Genomic DNA, 21,133 nt, shown 5'->3' on the forward strand with positions numbered 1-21,133 from the left:
GATAATCCACGGTCAAGTCTCATAAGAGCAAGGTAACATACAGTAGGTCGGCTTGATCATGAGTCGATATAGGCATACTTTTCATTAAGATTCAGACGTACAAGAAATGGCTGAAAAACGTAATATTTTTCTGGTAGGCCCAATGGGCGCAGGTAAAAGCACAATTGGTCGCCATCTGGCCCAAATGCTGCATTTAGAATTCCACGATTCAGATCAAGAGATTGAGCAACGCACTGGCGCTGATATTGCTTGGGTGTTTGATGTTGAAGGCGAAGAAGGTTTCCGCCGTCGTGAGGCTCAGGTTATTGCTGATCTGTCTGAAAAACAGGGTATTGTCCTTGCCACTGGTGGTGGTTCAGTTCAGAGCAAAGATATCCGTAATCATTTATCTGCTCGCGGTATTGTGGTTTATCTCGAAACCACTATCGACAAACAGGTAGCGCGAACTCAACGAGACAAGCGCCGCCCATTACTGCAAGTAGATGATCCGCGAGAAGTACTAGAGAGCCTCGCAGAAATCCGTAACCCTCTGTACGAAGAAATTGCTGATGTGGTCGTTAAAACTGACGATCAAAGTGCAAAGGTAGTTGCGAATCAAATCATAGAGAAATTAGGTTTCTAGGCAGAATGACACAACAAATTCAGGTTGATTTAGGTGAACGTAGTTACCCCATTTACATTGGCCAGAGTTTGATGAGTGATAGCGAGACCTTGTCTCGCTACCTGCTGAAAAAACGTATCCTTATCGTCACCAATGAAACTGTCGCGCCCTTGTATCTAAAGCAGGTGCAAGACACGATGGCTTCGTTTGGTGAGATATCTAGCGTCATCCTTCCCGATGGCGAACAGTTTAAAGATTTAACCCACTTAGATTCAATTTTTACGGCTTTGCTGCAACGCAATTATGGCCGTGATTCTGTGCTGGTGGCCCTCGGTGGTGGGGTAATTGGTGATATGACGGGCTTTGCCGCGGCATGTTATCAACGTGGTATCGATTTTATTCAAATCCCTACAACGCTATTATCTCAGGTGGATTCTTCGGTCGGTGGCAAAACGGCGGTCAATCATCCTCTGGGCAAAAATATGATAGGGGCTTTTTACCAACCGCAAATTGTCATTATCGATACTGAATGTTTACAAACATTGCCGGCGCGTGAATTTGCGGCGGGGATGGCTGAAGTCATTAAGTATGGCATTATGTGGGATGCTGATTTTTTTCGATGGCTTGAAAATAATGTTCAGTCACTGAAAAGCTTAGATACTCAAGCCTTAGTCTATGCCATCTCCCGCTGCTGTGAGATTAAAGCGGATGTGGTGAGCCAAGATGAAACAGAGCAGGGCGTGCGCGCGCTTTTGAATCTTGGACATACCTTTGGCCATGCCATTGAAGCTGAGATGGGCTATGGTAATTGGTTGCACGGCGAAGCGGTTGCGGCTGGCACAGTCCTTGCTGCACAAACGGCTAAGTCTTTAGGATTGATTGATGAGTCAATTGTCTGTCGTATTGTGCAATTGCTCCAAGCATTCGATCTTCCTGTAAAAGCGCCGGAATCCATGGATTTCGACAGTTTTATTCAACATATGCGTCGCGATAAGAAAGTGTTAGGCGGTCAGATCCGGTTGATACTTCCGACGGCCATTGGTCGAGCAGAAGTATTTAGCCAAGTCTCGGAATCTACCCTAGAACAGGTTATCTGCTGCGCATAAACCTTGTGTGGTGGATGAGTGACATTTCAGGGGCAAGTCTTGCTTCCCTCACAGGAAGCCCTCATACAAAGATTGCATCATGTTGCCAGTTATAGCGACCAATTACTGGTGCTTGTTGGCGCCCAAGGTTCCGGCAAGACAACGCTGCTCACTGCGTTAGCCACTGACGTTGATGACTCGAATACGGCGCTGGTTATTTGTCCAATGCATGCCGATAACGCTGAGATTCGTCGCAAGATTTTAGTGCAGTTGATGTCGTCTCCCATTTTTGATGATGAGATCCCCCTCGCTGAAACTATCCTGCGTGTTGCTCCTAACCAAAGTAAACCATTACATATCATCATCGATGATGCTCATTTGCTGTCAAAGGAGTTGTGGGCAGAATGCATCATTCTTAATCAAGTTTTGTGCGGGGGTCAGCGAATTGCGTTGACCTTATCGGTTCCCCCTGCGTTTTTAGCCGATTTATTGCCGCAATTGCCTGAGTCTCTCAGACGACAAATCCTGCCGATGAGTGTTGAACCGCTAAGTCTACCGGAGCGGGAGGCGCTGTATCAAACCTTGTTAAGATACAGCGATCAAAACCCATTTACTCCAAGAGACATTGTGCGCGCACAGCTTGAAAAGCACGACGGTACTCCTCAGGAGGTTGTAACCTTGTTGGAGTTGGCGCTGCATGGTCAGAGTGAGAGGAAGTCAGTCTGGGTGCACTATAAGGTCGCAGTACTTGGACTTTGTAGTTTGTTGATTACCTTTTTGATTTGGTTTGGATTGGCTCAACCCTTTTCCAGTGAGCCCACGGCTGAAGTGCTTACTTATCCGGCATTAGATTCCGATGAGTTTTTGGCGCATGGCCAACAAATATTAACGCCGTATTTCCAGCAACGAGCGGAGTCATTGGCGCAGGTATTGTTAACGCAGGCGACTTTGCAAGCCGACCCTTTGGCTAAGTTTCATGGTGAAACTCCGCAAGAAGAGGGGGCGGCGATGGAGCAACCCATTGATGAAGCGACAAGTAAGTCTGAAGATATCGTTGCAACGGCTGCTCATTCTACACCGGATGAAGATAACACCGTGAGGGAAAAGGTCGATAAAGAAGTTCCAGAGAACAACCTGACAGCAGGCTCAAAAGCGAGTGCTTTGGTTCGGCCAACTGCTGGTTATGCTATCCAGATCGCTACAGTCTCCCAGCGTGACACAGTAGAGTCACTGCTGAAAAAACTACATGCAGTGCCGGATGTGCGAGTCGCTAAGTACAAGCAATTTTGGGTTGTGCTGGTCGGACAGTTTAGCGATAAGCAGTCAGCTCAGAATGCTGCTGCAGAATTGGTCAAACAATATCGTTTGAGTCAACCCATGATAAAAAAATGGGCTGAGCTAGGTGGTTATCAATTACAAGATGCGCTCCCAAGCGGTGAAATTTCAGAATAAACAGAGTACAATCATGACCTTTATTTTTGTCGGCATTCATCAAGTTAAATGATCAAAAAACATAGAGCCTTCCTGAAATGGGCCGGCGGAAAATTTAAATTGGTGGATGAACTCTCAAACTACTTACCCACAGGTGAGCGTTTAGTTGAGCCCTTTGTTGGTGCTGGTTCGGTATTTTTGAATACTGACTATCCCCGCTATTTACTCTGCGACATCAATCAAGATCTGATCAATCTCTACAACATAGTCAAAGAAAGGCCCGTGGAATATATAGCGGCTGCTAAGAAGCTATTTGTTGATGAGATGAATCAAAAGGAAGCCTACTATCGCGTTCGGACTGACTTTAACAAATCCAGTGACCCTTTCTTACGCTCAGTTTATTTCCTGTACTTAAATCGCCATGGTTTTAATGGCTTGTGCCGTTACAACCGCAAAGGCGGCTTTAATGTGCCTTTTGGTTCTTACAAAAAACCTTATTTCCCAGAGAAGGAGATATTGGCCTTTTCCAAGAAAGCACAGTGCGCCGAATTTAAGTGTATTGGCTATGAAAAAGCCTTCGAGCAAATCCGTAGTGGTGATGTGATCTACTGCGATCCGCCCTATGCGCCGTTATCGACCACTGCAAGTTTTACCACCTATGTCGGTGCCGGTTTTAGCTTGGATGATCAGGCATTGCTGGCGCGTTATTCGCGGCATATGGCTTTAGAGCAACGCATTCCTGTTGTGATTAGTAACCATGATATTCCGCTGACACGTGAGTTGTATCGTGGTGCCCACCTTGCCAAGATTCAAGTGCAACGCAACATTAGCCAAAATGGCAGTGGTCGCAATAAAGTCGATGAGCTGATTGCTTTATACGATGAGACTTACGATCCGCAGGATGACTGATTGCTGTGGTTTGTTTGATTATTAATATTGAGCGACTTAGCCAACAACTAGGTTTACAAGCAGAATAAGGCTGGCGACTAAGGCAACCGCTAACGCGATTCCCATCAAAATGTATGGCAAAGGTGAATTGGTCTGGAAGTCTTTTTGGCGATTCTTATCTGACTGCACCCCAAAAAAGGCAGCGATGGTACTGTGAAAGACTTGCCATATGCGGCTTAGCATCAATAGGACTGTTGTGAATTGGCAGGCTTCATGTCATCGATAGGTTTATCTTGATGACCATGCAGTAGCTCAAGCAAATCGACAAAATGGAACTGGCTAGAGCGATTTTTGCCAGTGAGCCAAGTCTTCCAGCTTAAGGTTTGCGCCTGTTCGGCACAACGGTTATTGGGATGATTGCTAGGTAAACTGTTGTTGTAGCGAGTATCGCTGCTGCAAGCGCAGGCTGAGGTATCGTTACTTGCGGTCAGTTGTTCCACGCCAAAGGCTAAAGAGGCGACTACCACTGCGGTAAATGCCAACATCATCGATGACTTAAATGTCACCGAGCCTAAAATGTGTGAAAACTGAGTTAACCGCCCCTTCATGATACTTCCTTTGAAATCATTTAATGATCCGCGCTAGCGACCCGAGTATAACAAACTCGCTTAGTTTATGAACAATAATTTATCAATCTTCACTAAAATCTTTCTAACGCTTCGGTATTTTCTGAGAGTTACGGTTCATTATCAGCGCTTGAATTAGGTTTCAATAGGGTTTCAATCGCGATAAATGTGGCATTGGCTATAGAGGCGTGGCCTAGCTAAGGGTAAAATGAGGCACTTTTTGTTCAATAGCAGCGAGTGTCCTATGCGTCCATTTTTAATTGCTCCATCGATTTTATCCGCCGATTTCGCCCGTTTAGGGGATGACGTTAAAGCCGTGTTAGATGCAGGGGCTGACGTAGTTCATTTTGATGTGATGGACAATCACTATGTGCCTAACTTAACCATTGGCCCTATGGTGTGTAAAGCCTTACGCGATTATGGTATTACGGCTGACATCGATGTGCATTTAATGGTTAAGCCAGTTGATCGCATCGTGCCAGATTTTGCTAAGGCTGGCGCTTCTATTATTACTTTCCATCCAGAAGCTTCTGAGCATATCGACCGTACTTTGCAACTGATTAAAGAGTCCGGTTGTAAGGCGGGTTTAGTGTTTAACCCTGCAACACCGCTGCATTATCTTGACCACGTGATGGATAAGTTAGATGTGATCCTGCTGATGTCGGTCAACCCTGGCTTTGGCGGTCAATCTTTTATCCCTTCAACCTTAGATAAGTTGCGCCAAGTACGTGAGCGTATCGATGCCAGCGGTTTTGATATTCGCTTAGAAGTCGATGGTGGCGTAAAAGTGGATAACATTGCCGAAATTGCTGCCGCAGGTGCCGATATGTTTGTGGCAGGTTCTGCCATTTTCGGTAAGCCAGACTATAAAGCCGTCGTCGATGAAATGCGTGCCGAGTTAGCAAAAGTTGAGGCCAAATAATGCGAGCACAGATTAAAGCGATTGCCTTTGATCTCGACGGTACACTGATTGACAGTGTGCCTGATCTCGCAGTTGCGACACAGGCGGCACTCGCCGAATTAGGTTTAGCGACCTGCACTGAAGCTCAGGTGAGAACTTGGGTGGGTAATGGCGCTGAAATGCTTATGCGTCGTGCCATGAGCCATGCGTTGGGCGCGGATGTCGAGCAAAAGGCATTGGATGCCGCTATGCCGATTTTTATGCATCACTATCAAGAAAATCTTGAGAAGCACAGCGCACTTTATGCCGATGTGCACCAAGTGCTACAAACCCTGTTTGACGCAGGATTTAAGCTAGCAGTGGTGACAAACAAACCTTACCGCTTTACTTTGCCGCTGCTTGAAGCCTTTAAGATTAATGGCTTCTTTAGCTTAGTGCTTGGTGGCGATTCGTTGGCGAAGATGAAGCCGGATCCATTACCGCTAGAGCATTTATTAGCGCAATGGCAGCTCGATAAAAGTGAGTTGTTGATGGTGGGCGATTCTAAAAACGACATTTTAGCGGCGAAAGCAGCAGGTGTTGCATCAATCGGCTTGACCTATGGCTACAACTACGGTGAAGATATTGGGCTCACTGGCCCTGACGCGGTGTGCGAGCAGTTTGCCGAGATCCTTAGCTGGCTAAATGTCGGCCAAGCAGTTTAATCGATTCTTTTTATCTTTATTTGGAGCAATGACGTAATGACCAAACCCATAGTACTCAGCGGTGCACAGCCGTCCGGCGAATTAACCATAGGTAACTACATGGGTGCATTGCGTCAATGGGTTGCCATGCAAGATAGCCACGACTGCCTATATTGCGTGGTGGACTTGCATGCCATTACGGTGCGCCAAGATCCTCAAGCATTGCGTGAGGCCTGCTTAGATACGCTTGCATTGTATTTAGCCTGCGGCGTCGACCCTAAAAAGAGCACGGTATTTATCCAATCTCAAGTGCCGCAGCACACTCAGCTGGGTTGGGCGTTAAATTGCTATACCCAAATGGGTGAACTGAGCCGTATGACGCAGTTTAAGGATAAGTCACAAAAGCACGCCAACAATATTAACGTGGGTCTGTTTGGTTATCCGGTGTTGATGGCGGCGGATATTCTGCTGTATCAAGCAAATGAAATCCCGGTTGGTCAAGATCAGAAGCAACATCTTGAGTTAACACGTGATATTGCGACTCGCTTTAACAACGCTTACGGCGAGACGTTTACTATCCCTGAGCCTTTTATCCCTGAGCATGGCGCTAAGGTGATGTCGCTACAGGATCCGCTAAAGAAGATGTCAAAGTCCGATGACAACCGTAACAACGTGATTGGCCTGCTTGAAGATCCTAAAGCTGTCATGAAAAAGCTGAAAAAAGCCATGACCGACAGTGACGAGCCGCCAGTGGTGCGTTTTGATATGGAAAACAAGCCAGGTGTATCCAACCTGCTGAGTTTAATGTCCGGTATCACAGGCCAAAGCATTGCCAGCCTCGAAGCAGAGTTTGAAGGCAAGATGTATGGTCATTTAAAAGGCGCAGCGGGTGAAGCGGTAGTGGGCATGTTAGAGCCGCTGCAAGAGCGTTACCGTGCGCTGCGTGCTGACCGTGCTTACCTCGACCAAGTGATGAGAGCGGGCGCTGAAAATGCTCAAGCTCGTGCTGAAGTCACCTTGAAAAAGGTTTATGAGAAGATTGGTTTACTAGTCTAATTTAACGTAAAACCCGTCTAGTTTTGACAAAGCCGACTCCAAATAGAAGTCGGCTTTTTTATGCCTGCGATTTTAACCAAGAAGAAAAAGCTGCAATGGCAGGCTCATTTAGGCGTCGCTGTTTGCATAAAAAACAAAATTCAAAGCCGGTATGAACATCGGGAAGATTTACCGCCACCAGTCGTCCGGTGCTGATATCCCCTGCCACCATAAAATCGGGGGCGAGGGCAAGCCCTTGGCCGGCAATCGCCGCCTCAATTGCCATCACGATATGGCTAAAAAGATGTTGCTGCTCGTTCTTAAGGGGGATTTTATGGGCTGATGACCATTTGTGCCAATCGAGCCCAAGTGGGCCTTCATCCACAATCAGTAACGCTTGCTGCTGAAAATTGCCTAAATTAATCTCGCGCCATTTAGGATAAAGGCTGGGGCTGCATACGGGGACCAGTCGTTCCTTGTGCAGTAATTGCTGCCAATAACCCCGTTGATTGAGTTTGCCCGCAATAAAAATATCGGCCGTGCTGGTGCTGAGGTCGGGGTCTTGAGTGATCATTTCGAGGCGGATTTTAACGCTGGGATACTGGCGCCGAAAATCCGCTAACCTCGGGATCAACCATTTGACCGCAAAAGAGCTGTATACCGCTAAGCAGAGTTGTTGGTTTGGGGTATCGCGGATCTTGAGATTAAGATCGCTTAACTCATTAAAAATCCTTTCTAACTCAATAAATAAGCTTTGGCCTTTTGGCGTGAGTTGCAATTTTCGTCCCTGACGGTCGAAAAGTTGTTCGCCAAAGTACTCCTCCAATACACGTACTTGGTGTGAAACCGCACTTTGGGTAATGCAAAGTTCAGTGGCTGCCTTGGAAAAATGCTGTTGCCTCGCGGCAGTTTCAAACACTTGCAGTGCACGTAATGGAGGGAGCTTTCGCATAATTTTCAACGTTTAAAAGATTTAGTATGAATTTAATTCATCTAGCATGAGAAAGCATCATTTTAGCTTAAGTCTTGTGGACATTATCATGCGAGCATTGAGATTTGAGGATAGTCAAACATGCAGCGCCCTGTTGTTATCGGTCTGATTTTATTGATTGTGGGTAATCTATTTAGTGCTTTTTACGATGTATCGATCAAATGGTTACCCGAAGATGCAAATGCGGCCACTTTCCTGCTCGTGAGACAAATCACTTCGGTACTCATGTTAACCCCGATTTGGTTGTACTCGCAGCGGCCGCAGACGGAACATATTTCAGTTCACCTTTGGCGTGCCAACATAGGCTCGGTTGGCGCGCTTTTTTTAATTATTGGACTCATGGCGCTGCCTTTAGCCACTGTGAGTTCGTTGTTTTATTCCGCCCCACTGATGATTATTTTAATGGGATACTGGTTTTTAAAGGAGCGGATCACCACAGGGCAGGTGATATGCACATTGTTAGGCTTTGTGGGTATCTTAATTATCCTCAGACCGAGTGAAATGAACTGGTTTGGTCTTGCCGTGTTATTTTCTGCATTTACTTTTGCAGTCAATCAGTTGACGCTGAAAAAAGTCCCAAATACTGAGCATCCGGTATTAACCCTCATGCTTTATAACCTGCTGGGTATTCCCGCCACCTTAGTGATTGCGGCCTTTCAAGGGCTTGAGGGACTGAGTTGGGAACTGCTCGCGGTTGCACTACTCAGTAATGCCTTCTTACTGATTTATCACTGGTTCTGTGTGCTGGCTTATCGTCGGGCGCAGGCGAGTGATATTGCGATTGCTGAATATACAGGCTTGTTATTTATTGTCTTCTTAGGCTGGCTGTTGTTCGATGAATGGTTAGATAGCTTAAGCTGGTTGGGCGCGGCGCTGATTGTATTGCCCTCGCTGTTTTTACCTTGGATAGGGATTTGGGTAGCGAAGTCACCCAAAGTGATGGATAACTTGCAGGTGAAGTCGTTAGGGATTGATGCGGCGGTAGAGAGTGAGCCTAAACCTTAAATGTTTAGGCTCAATCGGTTATTCGATATATTCGAACACTTTAACGACTTTGCGCACGCCTGCGGTATTACGGGCAATGTCGACAGCCAGCTCTGCCTGTGAGCGGTGAATAAGTCCTAGCAGGAAAACTTCACCGTTTTCAGTGATCACTTTAATCCGTGTCACATCCAATTCTTTCTCGTTGAGCATCCGTCCCTTCACTTTGGTTGTTACCCAAGTGTCGTTACTGCGAGTTGTGAAAGACGTTGGATTACCGATGCGGATCTGATTGTGGATTTTACCGCCAAGCTTAAGGTCTTGTACGACCTTAACCGCTTTATCCCTCAACATCGAGTTGGGGGCTTGGCCTATCATCAGCACATTACCGTTTACCGACACACCAGTGATATTGGTTTGTTTTTTAAGATCTTCATGCTCTAGTAGCGCACTGGTGATCTTAAAATCGGTATTTGTATCATCGAGTTGTGTCTTCACTGAACGCTCGTCGTTGGCCATCATGGCGCCGCTGACTGCGCCCACCATAACGGCACCGGCGCAACCTTGCAGCAGCATGCAAACCATTAACAGTGGGGCAGCATATCTCATTGCTGTTCGTCCTGTGGGAAGAGTGTGCGATCGATATTGTCACACAGGCAGTGGATCACCAGTAAGTGCACTTCTTGAATACGAGCTGTCACGTTGGAAGGTACGCGGATTTCAACGTCACCCACGCTGAGTAATCCTGCCATCGCACCGCCGTCTTTACCAGTCAAGGCTACGATAGTCATATCGCGGCTCAGTGCCGCTTCCATCGCTTTAATCACGTTACCAGAGTTACCGCTGGTGGAAATGGCTAACAGGATGTCGCCAGGCTGACCTAAGGCTAAGATTTGTTTTGAGAAAATCTCATCGTAGCTGTAATCGTTGGCAATTGCAGTGATGGTCGATGTGTCGGTCGACAGGGCAATGGCAGGCAATGGTGGACGTTCAATTTCGTAACGGTTTAACAGTTCAGCCGAAAAGTGCTGAGCATCACCCGCACTACCGCCGTTACCACAGGCAAGAATTTTATTGCCGCCCAAAAGACATTGCACCATCATCTCCGCGGCTTTAGCGATGGATTCAGGCAGTGCTTCGGCTGCATCGATTTTAGTCTGGATAGATTCAGTAAAGCTGTCTTTAATGCGTTCTAACATGGATACATCCTTTCAGGATAAAGTGTGGCTATGATGCCATATTTCCACGGTGGAGTTGAGGCATAAGCGTTAAAATTATTCGATTAGCTGAGTCGAGCACGTCGTTTAAAAGGCATCGACTAGCCATTGGATCTGCGTATCTTCGATGGCGACAACGTCGAATCGGCAGGGTACATCCAATTTATGGCTCTGTAAATAATGACTGGCCGCCATGCGGATCCTGCCGATTTGTGCTTTGCTAAGTGCTTGTATTGCGCCACCAAATTGATTTGCTGAGCGGTATTTTACTTCAACAAATACCCAGTAGTTTTTGTGGCGCATGATTAAGTCTATTTCACCAAAGGGATAGCGGACATTACGCTCAACAAAGCTTAAACCTTGTTGTTCAAGGTAACCTTGGGCGAGCGATTCTGCCTGCTGTCCGAGTGTCATAGTTGACGGAAACTGCCTCTTTGATAGCGTCCCCAGCTTAATTGGCGGTTAATTACACCATCGGGATTGACCGATAACACGCCGCTACGACCATTGAACTGGTAACCGGTAAATGAGCGCATTTGCGCGAGTTTGCTGATCAAATCCATGGCATCATAGCCCATCACAAACAGGCGTTTTTGGCCGTTGTTCCAGCCTGGCCATAGTGTGTTAACCATCAGGTTTTCTTCGCTATTTTGCATCAGCCAAGGTGCGTCACTGAGGGTTAGGTTATTTAAATCCTGCGCGGTTTGGCTCGATTCGTTGTCGATACGGCTACGGCTCGAGGTGTACAGCGGCACAGGCTGAGTAAAGACGCTAAAGGTGACGTCGATAAAGGCCTTGAGCAGGGTTAACTCCTGCGGCGTCGAGATCATATAAATCGCATCTATATCTTGGCGCGAGCGAAAATCGGCCTGTACTGAATTGCCTAGCAGTTCTTTGATGCGCGCAATGCGGGCTTGGCTATCACGAACGCCGAGCGCATCTTGCACAGTCGTTTTCATCTTATCGCCACCATCGTAGTAATAGACTTCGATAGGCGCATCGCTTTTCTTTTTCCAAGCTTGAATAAAGCTCTCGGCCATACGTTTGCCAATGGCGTCGTTGCTGGCGAGCAGCAGTGGCATAGTGACACCATCTTGGTACATGCGCGTTGCTGCATCGGCCGCCTCTTGGGCTGGCGATAGAGCAAAGTAAAACTTATTGGCATCAGCGACAAACTTGTCAGTTTGATTTAAAAACAGCTGCGGGATCGGCGCACTTGCCGCAACAGGTGTTGCTGGCGTGCCAGTGGCAGGGGTATTAGTTGCCGCAGTGCCAGTGTTTAATGCCAATAATTGATCGATTTCGTTTGGCAGTAACGGGCCAATAATAAACTCAGCACCGGCATTTACCGCTTGCTGATAAGCGGAAACGGCGTCGTTGGCGGTATCGTAAAAATTCACCGAGACCTGCTCATTTGGTTTTGCCAAATAGCTGGCCAAAATACCTTGGCGAATCGCATTGGCAGCACTGGCGCGCTGGCCTGTCAGTGGCAAAAGTACCGCAATATTTTTGGGGGCGTAAGGTTTAGCGTTTAACGCATGATCTAAATCCGCGGGCAACTTCGCTGCCGCAGGGTGATAAGGGTTTTGCTTTTGCCAGTCGCCTAAGTAACGGACCAGTTGATTGGGGTCGACCGCATAGTGCTTAGCGATATACGCCAGTTGTAACCAACCGGCAAAAACCGGGCTTTTGGCATCTTTAGTGAATTCGAGCAAGGTTTGCTCATGCATTGGCTGCAATACTTGCCAGATCTGATTATTGACTTCACTCGCCTCAGCGGGAGGCAAATAGGTGGTCAATAAGCTTAATTCGCGTACTTGATCGATAGGTTGCTTATTCAGTTGGAACAAATGTGCTCTCAATTGATGATATGCAGCCATTTGCCAGCCGGGTAATACCCAAGTGCTTGGGTAAGTTAGCGTTTTCAGAGCATCAAGCGGCGTCGATGTATGCTCTAGCACCCGCGCAGTCAGGTACTTATGCTCAGCCACTAGCGTCGGGACCTGAGTCAGGCTTGGCAGCATCGACTTGAGCAGCTTTTGCGCCGCAGCATAGTCATTCGCATTAATATAGGAATGCGCCGCCAGCAGCAGATAAGTATCACGCTGCTGAGGATCTTTGCTATTGGCGGCCTGTGCTAAATACACGTTAGGCGCCAATGGGGCAGAGGCTAAAGAGGTGGCCACTGTGGGCGCTGTACTGGTAGAGCTGCTGGGCGCTTGGCTGCCGCAACCCGCCAACACTGCGGATAAAATGGCCACGGAAACGAACTTAGTTGTATTCAGGCTTTTTAACACTGGGCTTCACTCTGGTAAGATGCTGCCTCTAGTTTAACCTTCTCTTGCGCTTGACGAAAGTCTTGGCACTGTCATTACAGAGGTATATATGGACCAAAGCGTCGCACTCTACATCGTTCCCACTCCAATTGGTAATTTGGGGGACATGAGCCCACGTGCTATCGACGTGCTCAGCCAGGTTGCATTAATTGCCTGTGAAGACACCCGCCACAGCGGCAAGTTATTGAGTCATTTTGGTATTTCAACTAAAACCATCGCACTGCACGACCATAATGAGCGCGCCCGTGCCCAGTGGATTGTGGATCAACTTGCTGCTGGGCAGTCGATTGCGCTGATTTCCGATGCGGGCACGCCGCTGATTTCCGACCCCGGCTATCACTTGGTCTCCCATGTGCGCCAATCTGGCTTTAAGGTGATCCCGCTGCCGGGCCCCTGTGCGGCGATTACGGCGTTAAGTGCCTCGGGTTTGCCGTCGGATCGTTTTTCTTTTGAAGGCTTTTTACCCTCGAAAGAAAAAGCTCGCGCCGATAAGTTGTTAGAACTAAAAGAAGATCCGCGCACGCTGATTTTTTATGAATCTCCCCACCGTATCGAGCATAGCCTAACGACCATGGCCCAAGTGCTAGGGGACGATCGCCAAGTGGTGATGGCGCGTGAAGTGACGAAAACCTTCGAGACCTTCCTCTCTGGCCCCGTGGCTGAGGTGTTAGCCACTGTGAGTAGCGATCTTAACCAGCAAAAAGGTGAGATTGTGCTTATGGTGCATGGTCACCGTACGGCCGAGGATGATGAAGCCATTCCAACCGTTGCCATCAACACACTCAAGTTACTCTGTGAAGAATTGCCGCTTAAAAAGGCCGCCGCCATTGCCGCGCAAATTCACGGTCTTAAAAAAAATGCCCTGTATAAATTCGGTTTAGAGTCTGATTTATAAGCAGATCTAACAGATAGACGCGCACTGGCAGGATTAACAGTGGTGCAGGTAGAAGGCTTAGGCTATAATCCGCGCCGAGTTGGCCAGACAGTCGCCGCGTTCGCAAGAACGGGGAGGAAAGTCCGGGCTTCAAAGAGCAGGGTGCCAGGTAACGCCTGGGCGGTGTGAACCGACGACAAGTGCAACAGAGAGGAGACCGCCATCCTAGCCTCGGCTAAGGTGGTAAGGGTGAAAGGGTGCGGTAAGAGCGCACCGTGCGGCTAGCAATAGTCCGTAGCAAGGTAAACTCCACCCGAAGCAAGACCAAATAGGGTTCCATTACTTTAAATAGTATGGGCGTGGCTCGCGTTGGAACCGGGTAGGTCGCTTGAGCCTGTGAGCGATTGCAGGCCTAGATGAATGACTGTCCACGACAGGACCCGGCTTATCGGCCAACTCAACCTCATTCAATAAAAAGCCCGTTTGTCGTAATGACAAGCGGGCTTTTTGTTTGGCATGTTTTATAGAATCTTATCTATCAATAAGATGGTGATTCTACTTGCCTGACCTATGTACGATAGCAGGCTTAATTGTTAGATGTTTGTCCCATCTCCATCGATGTGAGTTTCTGCTCACTCGCAAGCACCTGCGCAATATTGATGAGATTCTGAGCGAGCTCTTTTGCTTTATCTTCGGGGAATTTCGTCGCCAATGAAGCTTGTAGTTTTTCCTGCAGGTTTACCAATACAGCTTGTTTATCTATAGCCGTGACTGTCTGTTTAAGGTTGGCGACAGCGCTGGCGAGGGCTTGTAGCTCTGGGAATAACTGTGCATTTTTTAGTGGAGCGAATAATGCTAAATCCTTTAAATTCGCATCGTCGACTTTATTGTCTAAGGTGATTAATAGATTATCGACTTTGTCGAAGGTTTGTTCACTACGACTAATTAAGGGCGCGATGGCGGCGTCTTGTATAAGGCCAGTGAATTTATCGACAGTGGCATACAACAACACCGCGATGATAATTATCGGCAGCATGACCCCAGTAAACAATCCCACCCAAAAATTGTTGAACCCTGCCGCGAAGTTTTTCATTTTAGTTCCTTATTCCCGTTGAACGCTAAGTAACGCTATGCGTTTTGTCGTTGGCTGACAAGCGTTTGCTGTTAAAACTGCGTCCTTAGCGATAGATGAATCGCATCAAAGCAACGAGTAGAGTGCGATTGTTTAGCCGAAAATGAAAACCAAAAAACGTTCGGCTAGAGTATTGTCTTTGCTCACCGGGAGCGTCCATATGGCCAGATTTTAACGGTCACCTCCATGCCAATGCTTAATCCTGTGAACCATTAAGTATCCTATTCGCCTGAACATATCTTAATTTTGTCGTTACGTTGTAAAATTTAACCGTGGGTGTCTCAATAAACTGTGAAAGTTAATCGTTTTGCAATTAAGCAAAGCCATTGCAGTGACACGCAGCAAGTACATCCTTGTATGCTCGACGGCGGCATCCATGCCGCCAACGGTCACTTCCATGACTATGCATAATTTCGTGAGCTAAATTGTATTCTGTTAGCCTAAAGCCGCGTCTAAGTGCGACGTGAAACCTAAGCGTACCATCTCAGCAGGTATATACCTTTGAGTAAGTCAGGCAAGTTCTCAATAGCTTAGACGCAGCAGAATTTAACAATGGGTGTCTAGTTAAACTTTATTCTTATTAGTTAAGCTACAGGGTACGGATATATCAAATCCATACTTTTCTGACCTGCAACTATGATTTGGTCAGCTAAAGGATAACCATCAATAGCTTCATAGCCATTTAGTGCACCACAATTTGAACGTTTTACATAACTTAATAAATGGTGATTTAAGCTATTTGCAACTACATCGGATAGTATTGAAACACTTGAATCAATAATCTCAACCTCTCCACGGCTTTCAAAGAGTATTCGATACTTGGGATCGTCTATTTGAAGATTCACTGACACCCCAAAATTATCAACTTCTTTTGTTTGATAATCATACCTGCGCCCTTTTAATGGATGGCGTGAGTTAAGTGAATGGAATCTATCTACAGATTCCACGTAATACTCATGAACTTTACTATCTATTTTATCGGTTTTAACCAAGCCTAAAATTGGTTGATTAAAGATCTCCAATGAAATTCCCATAGCTTTTGCGTAAAAGTTATAAAATGCTTCAGCTTGAGCATTTTTTTTAAACATACTCAGATTTTTAGACAAACCGATCCCCTGACTTTTCATTTTTCTTACTGAATCTAAATTTATTTGTTTTTGTTTTGCGAAATCTAGATGAAGTGCCTGAAAATAATTTGCGCCATAGACTATTGGAATGTTATTTGATTTCAATAAATTAAATACCTCGTTCCGAACAGATTCACGGTTACTTTCTAGATCTGTTACATGAAATTTACTATTGGTATTTGATTGATTAAAACGATTAGACAAGTAATCACAGAAATTAGAAATAGGGGATTTATTGTGCTTTTCGACAATTATTCCTGCAACCAACGTAAATTCGCCACGGTAATTTTCTGGCTGGTCGATATAGCCAAGTCTCCCAGCTTCGTCACAGTGAAATTCTATTTCTATCATTATTACTCCAATAAGTAGCTTAACGTCTTAGTATTTATGTACAAAGATCGGGCAGGCATAACTTTTCTTCCTTAAAAAATTGGCCAATAACACTAGCGTCAAAGGAATACGCCATCTCCTTGGAGAGCGGCAGGGCATTGGCGTTCGTTGTGTTATCTAGGCATGGTTGTTCTTGTGCAGCTGATCCCTAGCGAAATAGACAGTGTCAGTATGATCTATGGAACATCATTGGCCATGCACTTCATGCCCTAGTCGATTAGCCTACACTTGCCCTGATATCTGCAATAGTCATAAAGAGTTTGTTTTCAGCATCTTGAAACGCTTGAAATCCATAGCGTTCATAGAAGTGTTTGGCACCGTCTTTGGCATCAACGATAACAAAGGGGAACGCTACGCTGTCACTGGCAGCTAATAGTTTTCGGAGTGCATCAATAAGCAGCCACTCGCCAAAACCTTTTCCTTTATATCTGTCATCAACAGCTAAACGAGCAATAAGACCACCAGAGGTTGAAGATTGGTGTTTCTTCTGTAACTTCTCGGGTAATGCCTTCAAATCAATCGGGGTCATCGTTAGGGTGTAAAAGCCGATGATATGGGCGTTGTTATTATCATCTTCCAAAACGAACGTTCTGGTGTTGTCTTTCTTGGCTTGCTGACTCGCCATGACTTTAAAGTAATTGTTGAGGGCGTCGGTGCCACAATTGAAACGGTTTCTATCGTGCTTGTCTTTGTCGAGAAGTACCGTGTTCATTATTGGGTTTTACACTCATAACGCTCTGATGCCAATTTGAGTTTGGTATTGACTACCGCTGACTTATCGAGCGCTTCCATCAGCAATACCGCATCAGCTTGGTTTAGCTTTAGAGTTTGCTCACGTTCAATCACTTGTTTTGCTTTTTCGATTGCCGCATTCAAAACAAATGAGTTAATACTGGACATGCCAGCGATAGCAGCAGCCTTTGTAAGTAAATCTTGAGTATCGACATCAACTCTTGCGGTGATGCGAGGCAAATTCGTTGCCATATTTTTATCTCCTGTTGTGTCAAACTGTCACATGGGTATTATGGTGGCAAAGTGTTCAATACGCAATCCGTGTGTCACTTTGGCACGCGAACTAACCCAACCACTTAAAAGCTTTGTTTGACTAAGAAGCGCCATTCCCAGCTGTTGACTGAATCTCCACCCGTGTAGGGCAGTGAAAAATCGATATGGGCGACGTTGCCATAACTGGAGCGGGAGGAGTAAATTCGTGCGCCAATGCCGATGCTACCGAGCGGGCCGCTGACCTCGTTATTGGTCGCTAATGGACCACCGGAGGCTTGGCCGACATCGGTAAAGACTGCCCAGCCGAGTTCGGCGAATTGGTATAAGTTGATATTGGGATAATTACGTATTTCGGCGGTCAATGACCATTGATTATCCCCTTGTTGATATTCGTTGGGATAACCGCGCACACCCGTTTCATCCCCAAGCCCTTTGGTGAGGTCGAGGTAAGTATTGTTCGACAGGCTCGCCCACGCTTTAGCGTAACCAGTCCATTTAGGATTGATTTGATAGAAGTATTCCGCTTGCACGCTGGCTTGATAACTGTCTTTTTGAGTGGTGCCTAGAGTACTGGTGGCGCCCATTGCCAGTAGCCAGAGATGTTTATCAAATTTATAACCGCGACTGGTTTGCCATTTTACATGGTAACCCACGGGCTGATTGTCGCGGATATCATTGGTTTCGATACCGAGTTGAATATAGTGGTGCCAGCCTAAGTTAAAGTCCTCGTTATTACGGATAAGATGCACGTTATTGAGTATGTGGAAATCATCTTGAACATACTCATAGGCGACCCAGGGATACATAAAATCCCGGTCCTGCGGTAATTCAGCGTTAGGGTAAATTGTTGAATGGGCAAATTCGTGTCTGTCTTGTGTCACGCCAGTGATAAAGCGGGAAAGATGGTCATTATTACGATTGATTAACCAGCCATATTGCAGGTTAAGGTAGTCGACTGTATGGGCATATTCGTTTATGTCTTCACCATTTTGTCGCTGGGTATCGGTGCGGCTATCATCTAAATATTCCGCCGAGTACATGGTGTCCGTATTCAATGAATAGAAAGGCTTACTTACGTACACATGCTTTGCTTGGCCGTCGCTATTATCGTAAAACTCGGCTGCAACTATGCCGTGGTCAATAAAGCTGACGGGGGCTTCAAAGGCAAATTTATAACCCGTGCGCGACTCGTCGGATTGATACTTTAAGCGGGTACGAATGCCGGTACCGAAGAGGTTGTCTTCTTTCACCCCAAAGGAAAAACGAGTATCACCTCCCGAACTCCCAAAACTGGCGGTTGGCAGTAGCGACCAGTTATCCCAAGTTTCGATAATGATGGACTCGTCGTTGGCTGGCACATCGGCCTGCGGATCTTTCTCGCTAAAATAGACTTTTGCATCGCGAATATAGGGTTCTGCACGCAGTAAACGTTGTGATTCATCGAGATCTTTTTGGGTGACAGTATCGTTTTCACTAAAGGTCAGTTTGTCGCGAACCACATATTCCTTGGTATTGATATGTAAATAGTTCGCCCAGCGGTGGATAAAAAACGCATCGGGGTCGGATTCATCGAAGATTGGGTTGCTCACTACCACAATCTTACTCACCTTTTTAGGGGCTTTATCCGTGGTGGTTTTGGGCACGGCTTCGTCCGCTCTGGCTAGGCTGACGAGGCCACAGAGGCAACAAGGAATAAGCGCATACTGGGTAAACTTTTGCATAAAAGCCACTCCCGCAAAATGGATAGCAGCAGGCTAAGACTCTGCTGCGTTTCACAATTTAATAACACACGGGATGCGACAATTAGTCAAGTAAACTTTTAATAAGATTATGATTTTACATAAGGTTGTTTTAAGAATCGGGCTGGAATTCGCTCCAGCCCTAGGGTGAGCGGTTATAGCGTACGCCTTGGCGGCACCACGACGTTGGCAAAAATCAGTCCGGCGATAAGCGACATAAAAATCAAAAAAATCTGCGAGCCAATATGGGACTGGTTAAGCATGGTTTCACCCGATATCAGCGCATTAAGGCCAATGTAGGTTTTACTGCCGGGGACTAAGATAACGATCCCTTGCAGGAGCGCAATCGATGCGGGTGCCTTCATCCAGCGGGCATAAAGATTGGAGTAAACCCCAACGGCTAAGGCACCGAAAAAGATCCCAACCGAATCTCCAAAAAAATGCCCACCTAACATCGCAGAGAAAAACGCGACAATCCCCGCCAGCACGCCCCAAGGTGAATCTTGCATCCGTGCTTTAAAGATAAATACTAAGGCCATTGAGAGAATGGGCACTGCCGACCAAATCGCCCAGCGGGGCAAGCCTTCTGGCTCAATATAAATCGCTTCGCCAAACATCGCCTTGCCAATCGCCATGCCGAGTACCGCACCAAAATACAGCTTAAACAACAGCATACTGGCATCCATGATCCGCGCCGTGCCCGAAATCAAATCGCGGGCGGCAAGCTCAGCAAGCCCCAAGGTTAAGGCTAAACCGGGAATAAAGATGATGATCGAGGAGAGGATCACCACTGGAATATTAATATTGGGGTCAATACGCGCAATCGCACAGGCGACAATGGCGCAGACGATAGTCGCAAAGGGCTCTAACACTTCAGCCATGCGGCTCGAACGCTCGGCGCGGTAAACAAAGCCATAAACTAATAAGCCTAATAAGCCTGACCAAAAGACATCGTTCCAGCCTGTGCCCATCAACATGGCAAAAGCCGCCGCCGAGGTGCCAAAGGAAAAACACGTTAATACTGGACCATAGGGGTTGGGTTTATTGGCGATTTCCTCTAGCCTGTCTAAGGCTTCGGTGAGTGTGCGTTTGCCTGAGGTGAGTTCATCCACCAGTTCATCGGTGCGGGCGAGGGAGCCTAAATCCAACTCGCCCGGTTTTACCCGCGCAACATGGTTATATTCTTGATCGGTATCGTGTTGTAGTACGAAGGTCATCGAGGTTGGCGAGATTAAAAAATACCCTTCGATGCCCAGTGTCCGAGATACGGTTTGTAGATGGGTTTCAAGACGATAAGCGGGAGTGCCAAACTTATGTAAAGCCTTGCCTAGCTTAATGATAAATTTACGCTTTTCGAGAAACTGTTCGTTATCCAATCGGGGTATTCACTGTATAAAAAGTTGTAAGAAATTGCGCGCGCATATTAACCTATCTCGTCACTAAAAGGTTAATGGCTTTTAACCTTAATACAAATAAATTGCTGAATTTTTGCGGTGTATACCGCGGTTATGTTAATCAGAAGGGACTTGCTATGCCATTAATTGTTACGGGGTTTTACGCCAGCTTGACGGCATTATTGATCGTCGCTTTAGCGTATCGAGTGGTGAAAATAAGAAGAAGCCAAAAAATCGGCATCGGCGATGGCGGTAACAATGCCTTGGCGTTGGCTGGCAGGGTACATGCGAATCTGATTGAGAATGCGCCCATCGTATTGATTTTAATGCTGGTGGCAGAGGCGGGTGGTTTAGCGCATTTTTATTTGCATTGCTTTGGTACCGTGTGGATTGTGGCGCGTTTGCTCCATGCGATAGGGTTAACTCAGGGGAAAGGCGGTTATCATTTGGGCCGTTTTTGGGGCGTGTTGCTCACATGGTTAGTGACTATCAGCCTAGCCATAATCAACTTGGTGCATTTTGCCCAAAGTATGTAGGCGTAAGGATAGGGCAATCCCAGTCTACGCCATGTCCCTAGGCACTTTAGGGGTATTAAGCGCATTGGCGCAAATACCCCGAAAAACACCTCGGCTGCTGCTTTTTTAATCGCGCTTATCCCCGTTTGCCTGCTATACTCCGCGTCCCTAAATCGGTGCGG

23 protein-coding genes and 1 other RNA gene are annotated in these 21,133 nt (G+C 46.6%); 11 read left to right on the plus strand and 13 right to left on the minus strand.

Annotated features, from left to right (window positions below):
• Positions 1-106: 106 nt before the first annotated feature.
• Genes aroK through H9J30_RS08645 form a run of 4 tightly spaced genes read left to right on the plus strand, consistent with a single transcriptional unit; the run spans position 107 to position 4,026 of the window.
• Positions 107-622, plus strand: coding sequence for a shikimate kinase AroK (gene aroK, locus H9J30_RS08630; protein WP_011070658.1), 516 nt, complete (start codon positions 107-109; stop codon positions 620-622).
• 5 nt (positions 623-627) lie between these two features.
• The gene (gene aroB, locus H9J30_RS08635) at positions 628-1,707 is read left to right on the plus strand and encodes a 3-dehydroquinate synthase (protein ID WP_240130648.1); all 1,080 of its coding nucleotides are present in this window, start codon (positions 628-630) and stop codon (positions 1,705-1,707) included.
• Between the two features lie 18 nt (positions 1,708-1,725).
• Positions 1,726-3,138: an AAA family ATPase gene (locus tag H9J30_RS08640; RefSeq protein WP_240130649.1), complete on the plus strand. Its 1,413-nt coding sequence runs from the start codon at positions 1,726-1,728 to the stop codon at positions 3,136-3,138.
• Between the two features lie 48 nt (positions 3,139-3,186).
• Entirely contained in the window at positions 3,187-4,026 is an 840-nt protein-coding gene (locus H9J30_RS08645; RefSeq protein ID WP_240130650.1) for a Dam family site-specific DNA-(adenine-N6)-methyltransferase, read from the plus strand.
• Positions 4,027-4,062: 36 nt separating this feature from the next.
• Here the strand turns inward: H9J30_RS08645 and H9J30_RS08650 are convergent, their stop codons facing one another.
• Positions 4,063-4,248 (minus strand): DUF2970 domain-containing protein, encoded by a 186-nt coding sequence (locus tag H9J30_RS08650; protein WP_240130651.1) that lies wholly within the window; start codon positions 4,246-4,248, stop codon positions 4,063-4,065.
• On the minus strand, positions 4,248-4,613 hold the full coding sequence (locus H9J30_RS08655; protein ID WP_240130652.1) for a hypothetical protein: 366 nt from the start codon (positions 4,611-4,613) through the stop codon (positions 4,248-4,250). Before H9J30_RS08655 ends, H9J30_RS08650 begins: the two co-directional genes overlap by 1 nt.
• 262 nt (positions 4,614-4,875) lie before the next feature.
• Between H9J30_RS08655 and rpe the strand changes: the two genes are divergently transcribed.
• From rpe to trpS, 3 genes are read left to right on the plus strand one after another with little or no spacing between them, the layout of a single operon-like run.
• Complete coding sequence (rpe, locus tag H9J30_RS08660) at positions 4,876-5,553, plus strand: ribulose-phosphate 3-epimerase (protein ID WP_023266401.1); 678 nt, start codon at positions 4,876-4,878, stop codon at positions 5,551-5,553.
• Positions 5,553-6,236: a phosphoglycolate phosphatase gene (locus H9J30_RS08665; RefSeq protein ID WP_240130653.1), complete on the plus strand. Its 684-nt coding sequence runs from the start codon at positions 5,553-5,555 to the stop codon at positions 6,234-6,236. The genes rpe and H9J30_RS08665 overlap by 1 nt, the downstream gene beginning before the upstream one ends.
• 36 nt (positions 6,237-6,272) lie before the next feature.
• Positions 6,273-7,271, plus strand: coding sequence for a tryptophan--tRNA ligase (trpS, locus tag H9J30_RS08670; RefSeq protein WP_011718615.1), 999 nt, complete (start codon positions 6,273-6,275; stop codon positions 7,269-7,271).
• 58 nt (positions 7,272-7,329) lie between these two features.
• Here the strand turns inward: trpS and H9J30_RS08675 are convergent, their stop codons facing one another.
• Positions 7,330-8,202, minus strand: a complete 873-nt coding sequence (locus H9J30_RS08675; RefSeq protein WP_240130654.1) for a LysR substrate-binding domain-containing protein — start codon at positions 8,200-8,202, stop codon at positions 7,330-7,332.
• A gap of 120 nt (positions 8,203-8,322) precedes the next feature.
• Here H9J30_RS08675 and H9J30_RS08680 point away from each other — a divergent pair, with 120 nt between their 5' ends.
• Positions 8,323-9,246 (plus strand): DMT family transporter, encoded by a 924-nt coding sequence (locus tag H9J30_RS08680; protein WP_240130655.1) that lies wholly within the window; start codon positions 8,323-8,325, stop codon positions 9,244-9,246.
• 18 nt (positions 9,247-9,264) lie between these two features.
• Here the strand turns inward: H9J30_RS08680 and dolP are convergent, their stop codons facing one another.
• The 4 genes from dolP to H9J30_RS08700 all read right to left on the minus strand — a co-directional run bounded on the left by dolP (position 9,265) and on the right by H9J30_RS08700 (position 12,736).
• Complete coding sequence (gene dolP, locus H9J30_RS08685) at positions 9,265-9,831, minus strand: division/outer membrane stress-associated lipid-binding lipoprotein (RefSeq protein ID WP_240130656.1); 567 nt, start codon at positions 9,829-9,831, stop codon at positions 9,265-9,267.
• Positions 9,828-10,421, minus strand: coding sequence for a phosphoheptose isomerase (locus H9J30_RS08690; RefSeq protein WP_011070670.1), 594 nt, complete (start codon positions 10,419-10,421; stop codon positions 9,828-9,830). Before H9J30_RS08690 ends, dolP begins: the two co-directional genes overlap by 4 nt.
• Positions 10,422-10,526: 105 nt before the next feature.
• Complete coding sequence (locus tag H9J30_RS08695) at positions 10,527-10,853, minus strand: YraN family protein (RefSeq protein WP_240130657.1); 327 nt, start codon at positions 10,851-10,853, stop codon at positions 10,527-10,529.
• Positions 10,850-12,736 (minus strand): penicillin-binding protein activator, encoded by a 1,887-nt coding sequence (locus H9J30_RS08700; RefSeq protein WP_240130658.1) that lies wholly within the window; start codon positions 12,734-12,736, stop codon positions 10,850-10,852. The genes H9J30_RS08695 and H9J30_RS08700 overlap by 4 nt, the downstream gene beginning before the upstream one ends.
• Positions 12,737-12,824: 88 nt before the next feature.
• On the opposite strand from H9J30_RS08700, the gene rsmI reads away from it, so the two are divergent.
• A complete protein-coding gene (rsmI, locus tag H9J30_RS08705; protein WP_188870623.1) occupies positions 12,825-13,670 on the plus strand; it encodes a 16S rRNA (cytidine(1402)-2'-O)-methyltransferase in 846 nt (281 codons plus the stop codon).
• A 75-nt stretch (positions 13,671-13,745) separates the two neighbouring features.
• An RNA gene (gene rnpB / locus H9J30_RS08710) (RNase P RNA component class A) lies at positions 13,746-14,113 on the plus strand.
• Between the two features lie 122 nt (positions 14,114-14,235).
• On the opposite strand, the gene H9J30_RS08715 is transcribed toward rnpB, so the two are convergent.
• The 6 genes from H9J30_RS08715 to H9J30_RS08740 all read right to left on the minus strand — a co-directional run bounded on the left by H9J30_RS08715 (position 14,236) and on the right by H9J30_RS08740 (position 20,418).
• The gene (locus tag H9J30_RS08715; RefSeq protein ID WP_240130659.1) at positions 14,236-14,742 is read right to left on the minus strand and encodes a hypothetical protein; all 507 of its coding nucleotides are present in this window, start codon (positions 14,740-14,742) and stop codon (positions 14,236-14,238) included.
• A gap of 623 nt (positions 14,743-15,365) precedes the next feature.
• Entirely contained in the window at positions 15,366-16,259 is an 894-nt protein-coding gene (locus H9J30_RS08720) for a hypothetical protein (protein WP_240130660.1), read from the minus strand.
• A gap of 256 nt (positions 16,260-16,515) precedes the next feature.
• A complete protein-coding gene (locus H9J30_RS08725; protein WP_240130834.1) occupies positions 16,516-17,013 on the minus strand; it encodes a GNAT family N-acetyltransferase in 498 nt (165 codons plus the stop codon).
• The gene (locus tag H9J30_RS08730; protein WP_240130661.1) at positions 17,010-17,282 is read right to left on the minus strand and encodes a type II toxin-antitoxin system TacA family antitoxin; all 273 of its coding nucleotides are present in this window, start codon (positions 17,280-17,282) and stop codon (positions 17,010-17,012) included. Before H9J30_RS08730 ends, H9J30_RS08725 begins: the two co-directional genes overlap by 4 nt.
• A 104-nt stretch (positions 17,283-17,386) precedes the next feature.
• Positions 17,387-19,024, minus strand: a complete 1,638-nt coding sequence (locus H9J30_RS08735; protein WP_240130662.1) for a BamA/TamA family outer membrane protein — start codon at positions 19,022-19,024, stop codon at positions 17,387-17,389.
• 173 nt (positions 19,025-19,197) lie between these two features.
• Positions 19,198-20,418 (minus strand): threonine/serine exporter family protein, encoded by a 1,221-nt coding sequence (locus H9J30_RS08740; protein WP_011070677.1) that lies wholly within the window; start codon positions 20,416-20,418, stop codon positions 19,198-19,200.
• 155 nt (positions 20,419-20,573) lie between these two features.
• On the opposite strand from H9J30_RS08740, the gene H9J30_RS08745 reads away from it, so the two are divergent.
• Entirely contained in the window at positions 20,574-20,972 is a 399-nt protein-coding gene (locus H9J30_RS08745) for an MAPEG family protein (RefSeq protein WP_240130663.1), read from the plus strand.
• The last annotated feature ends 161 nt before the right edge of the window (positions 20,973-21,133 follow it).

Source organism: Shewanella cutis (assembly GCF_022410515.1).
Taxonomy (GTDB): domain Bacteria; phylum Pseudomonadota; class Gammaproteobacteria; order Enterobacterales; family Shewanellaceae; genus Shewanella; species Shewanella cutis.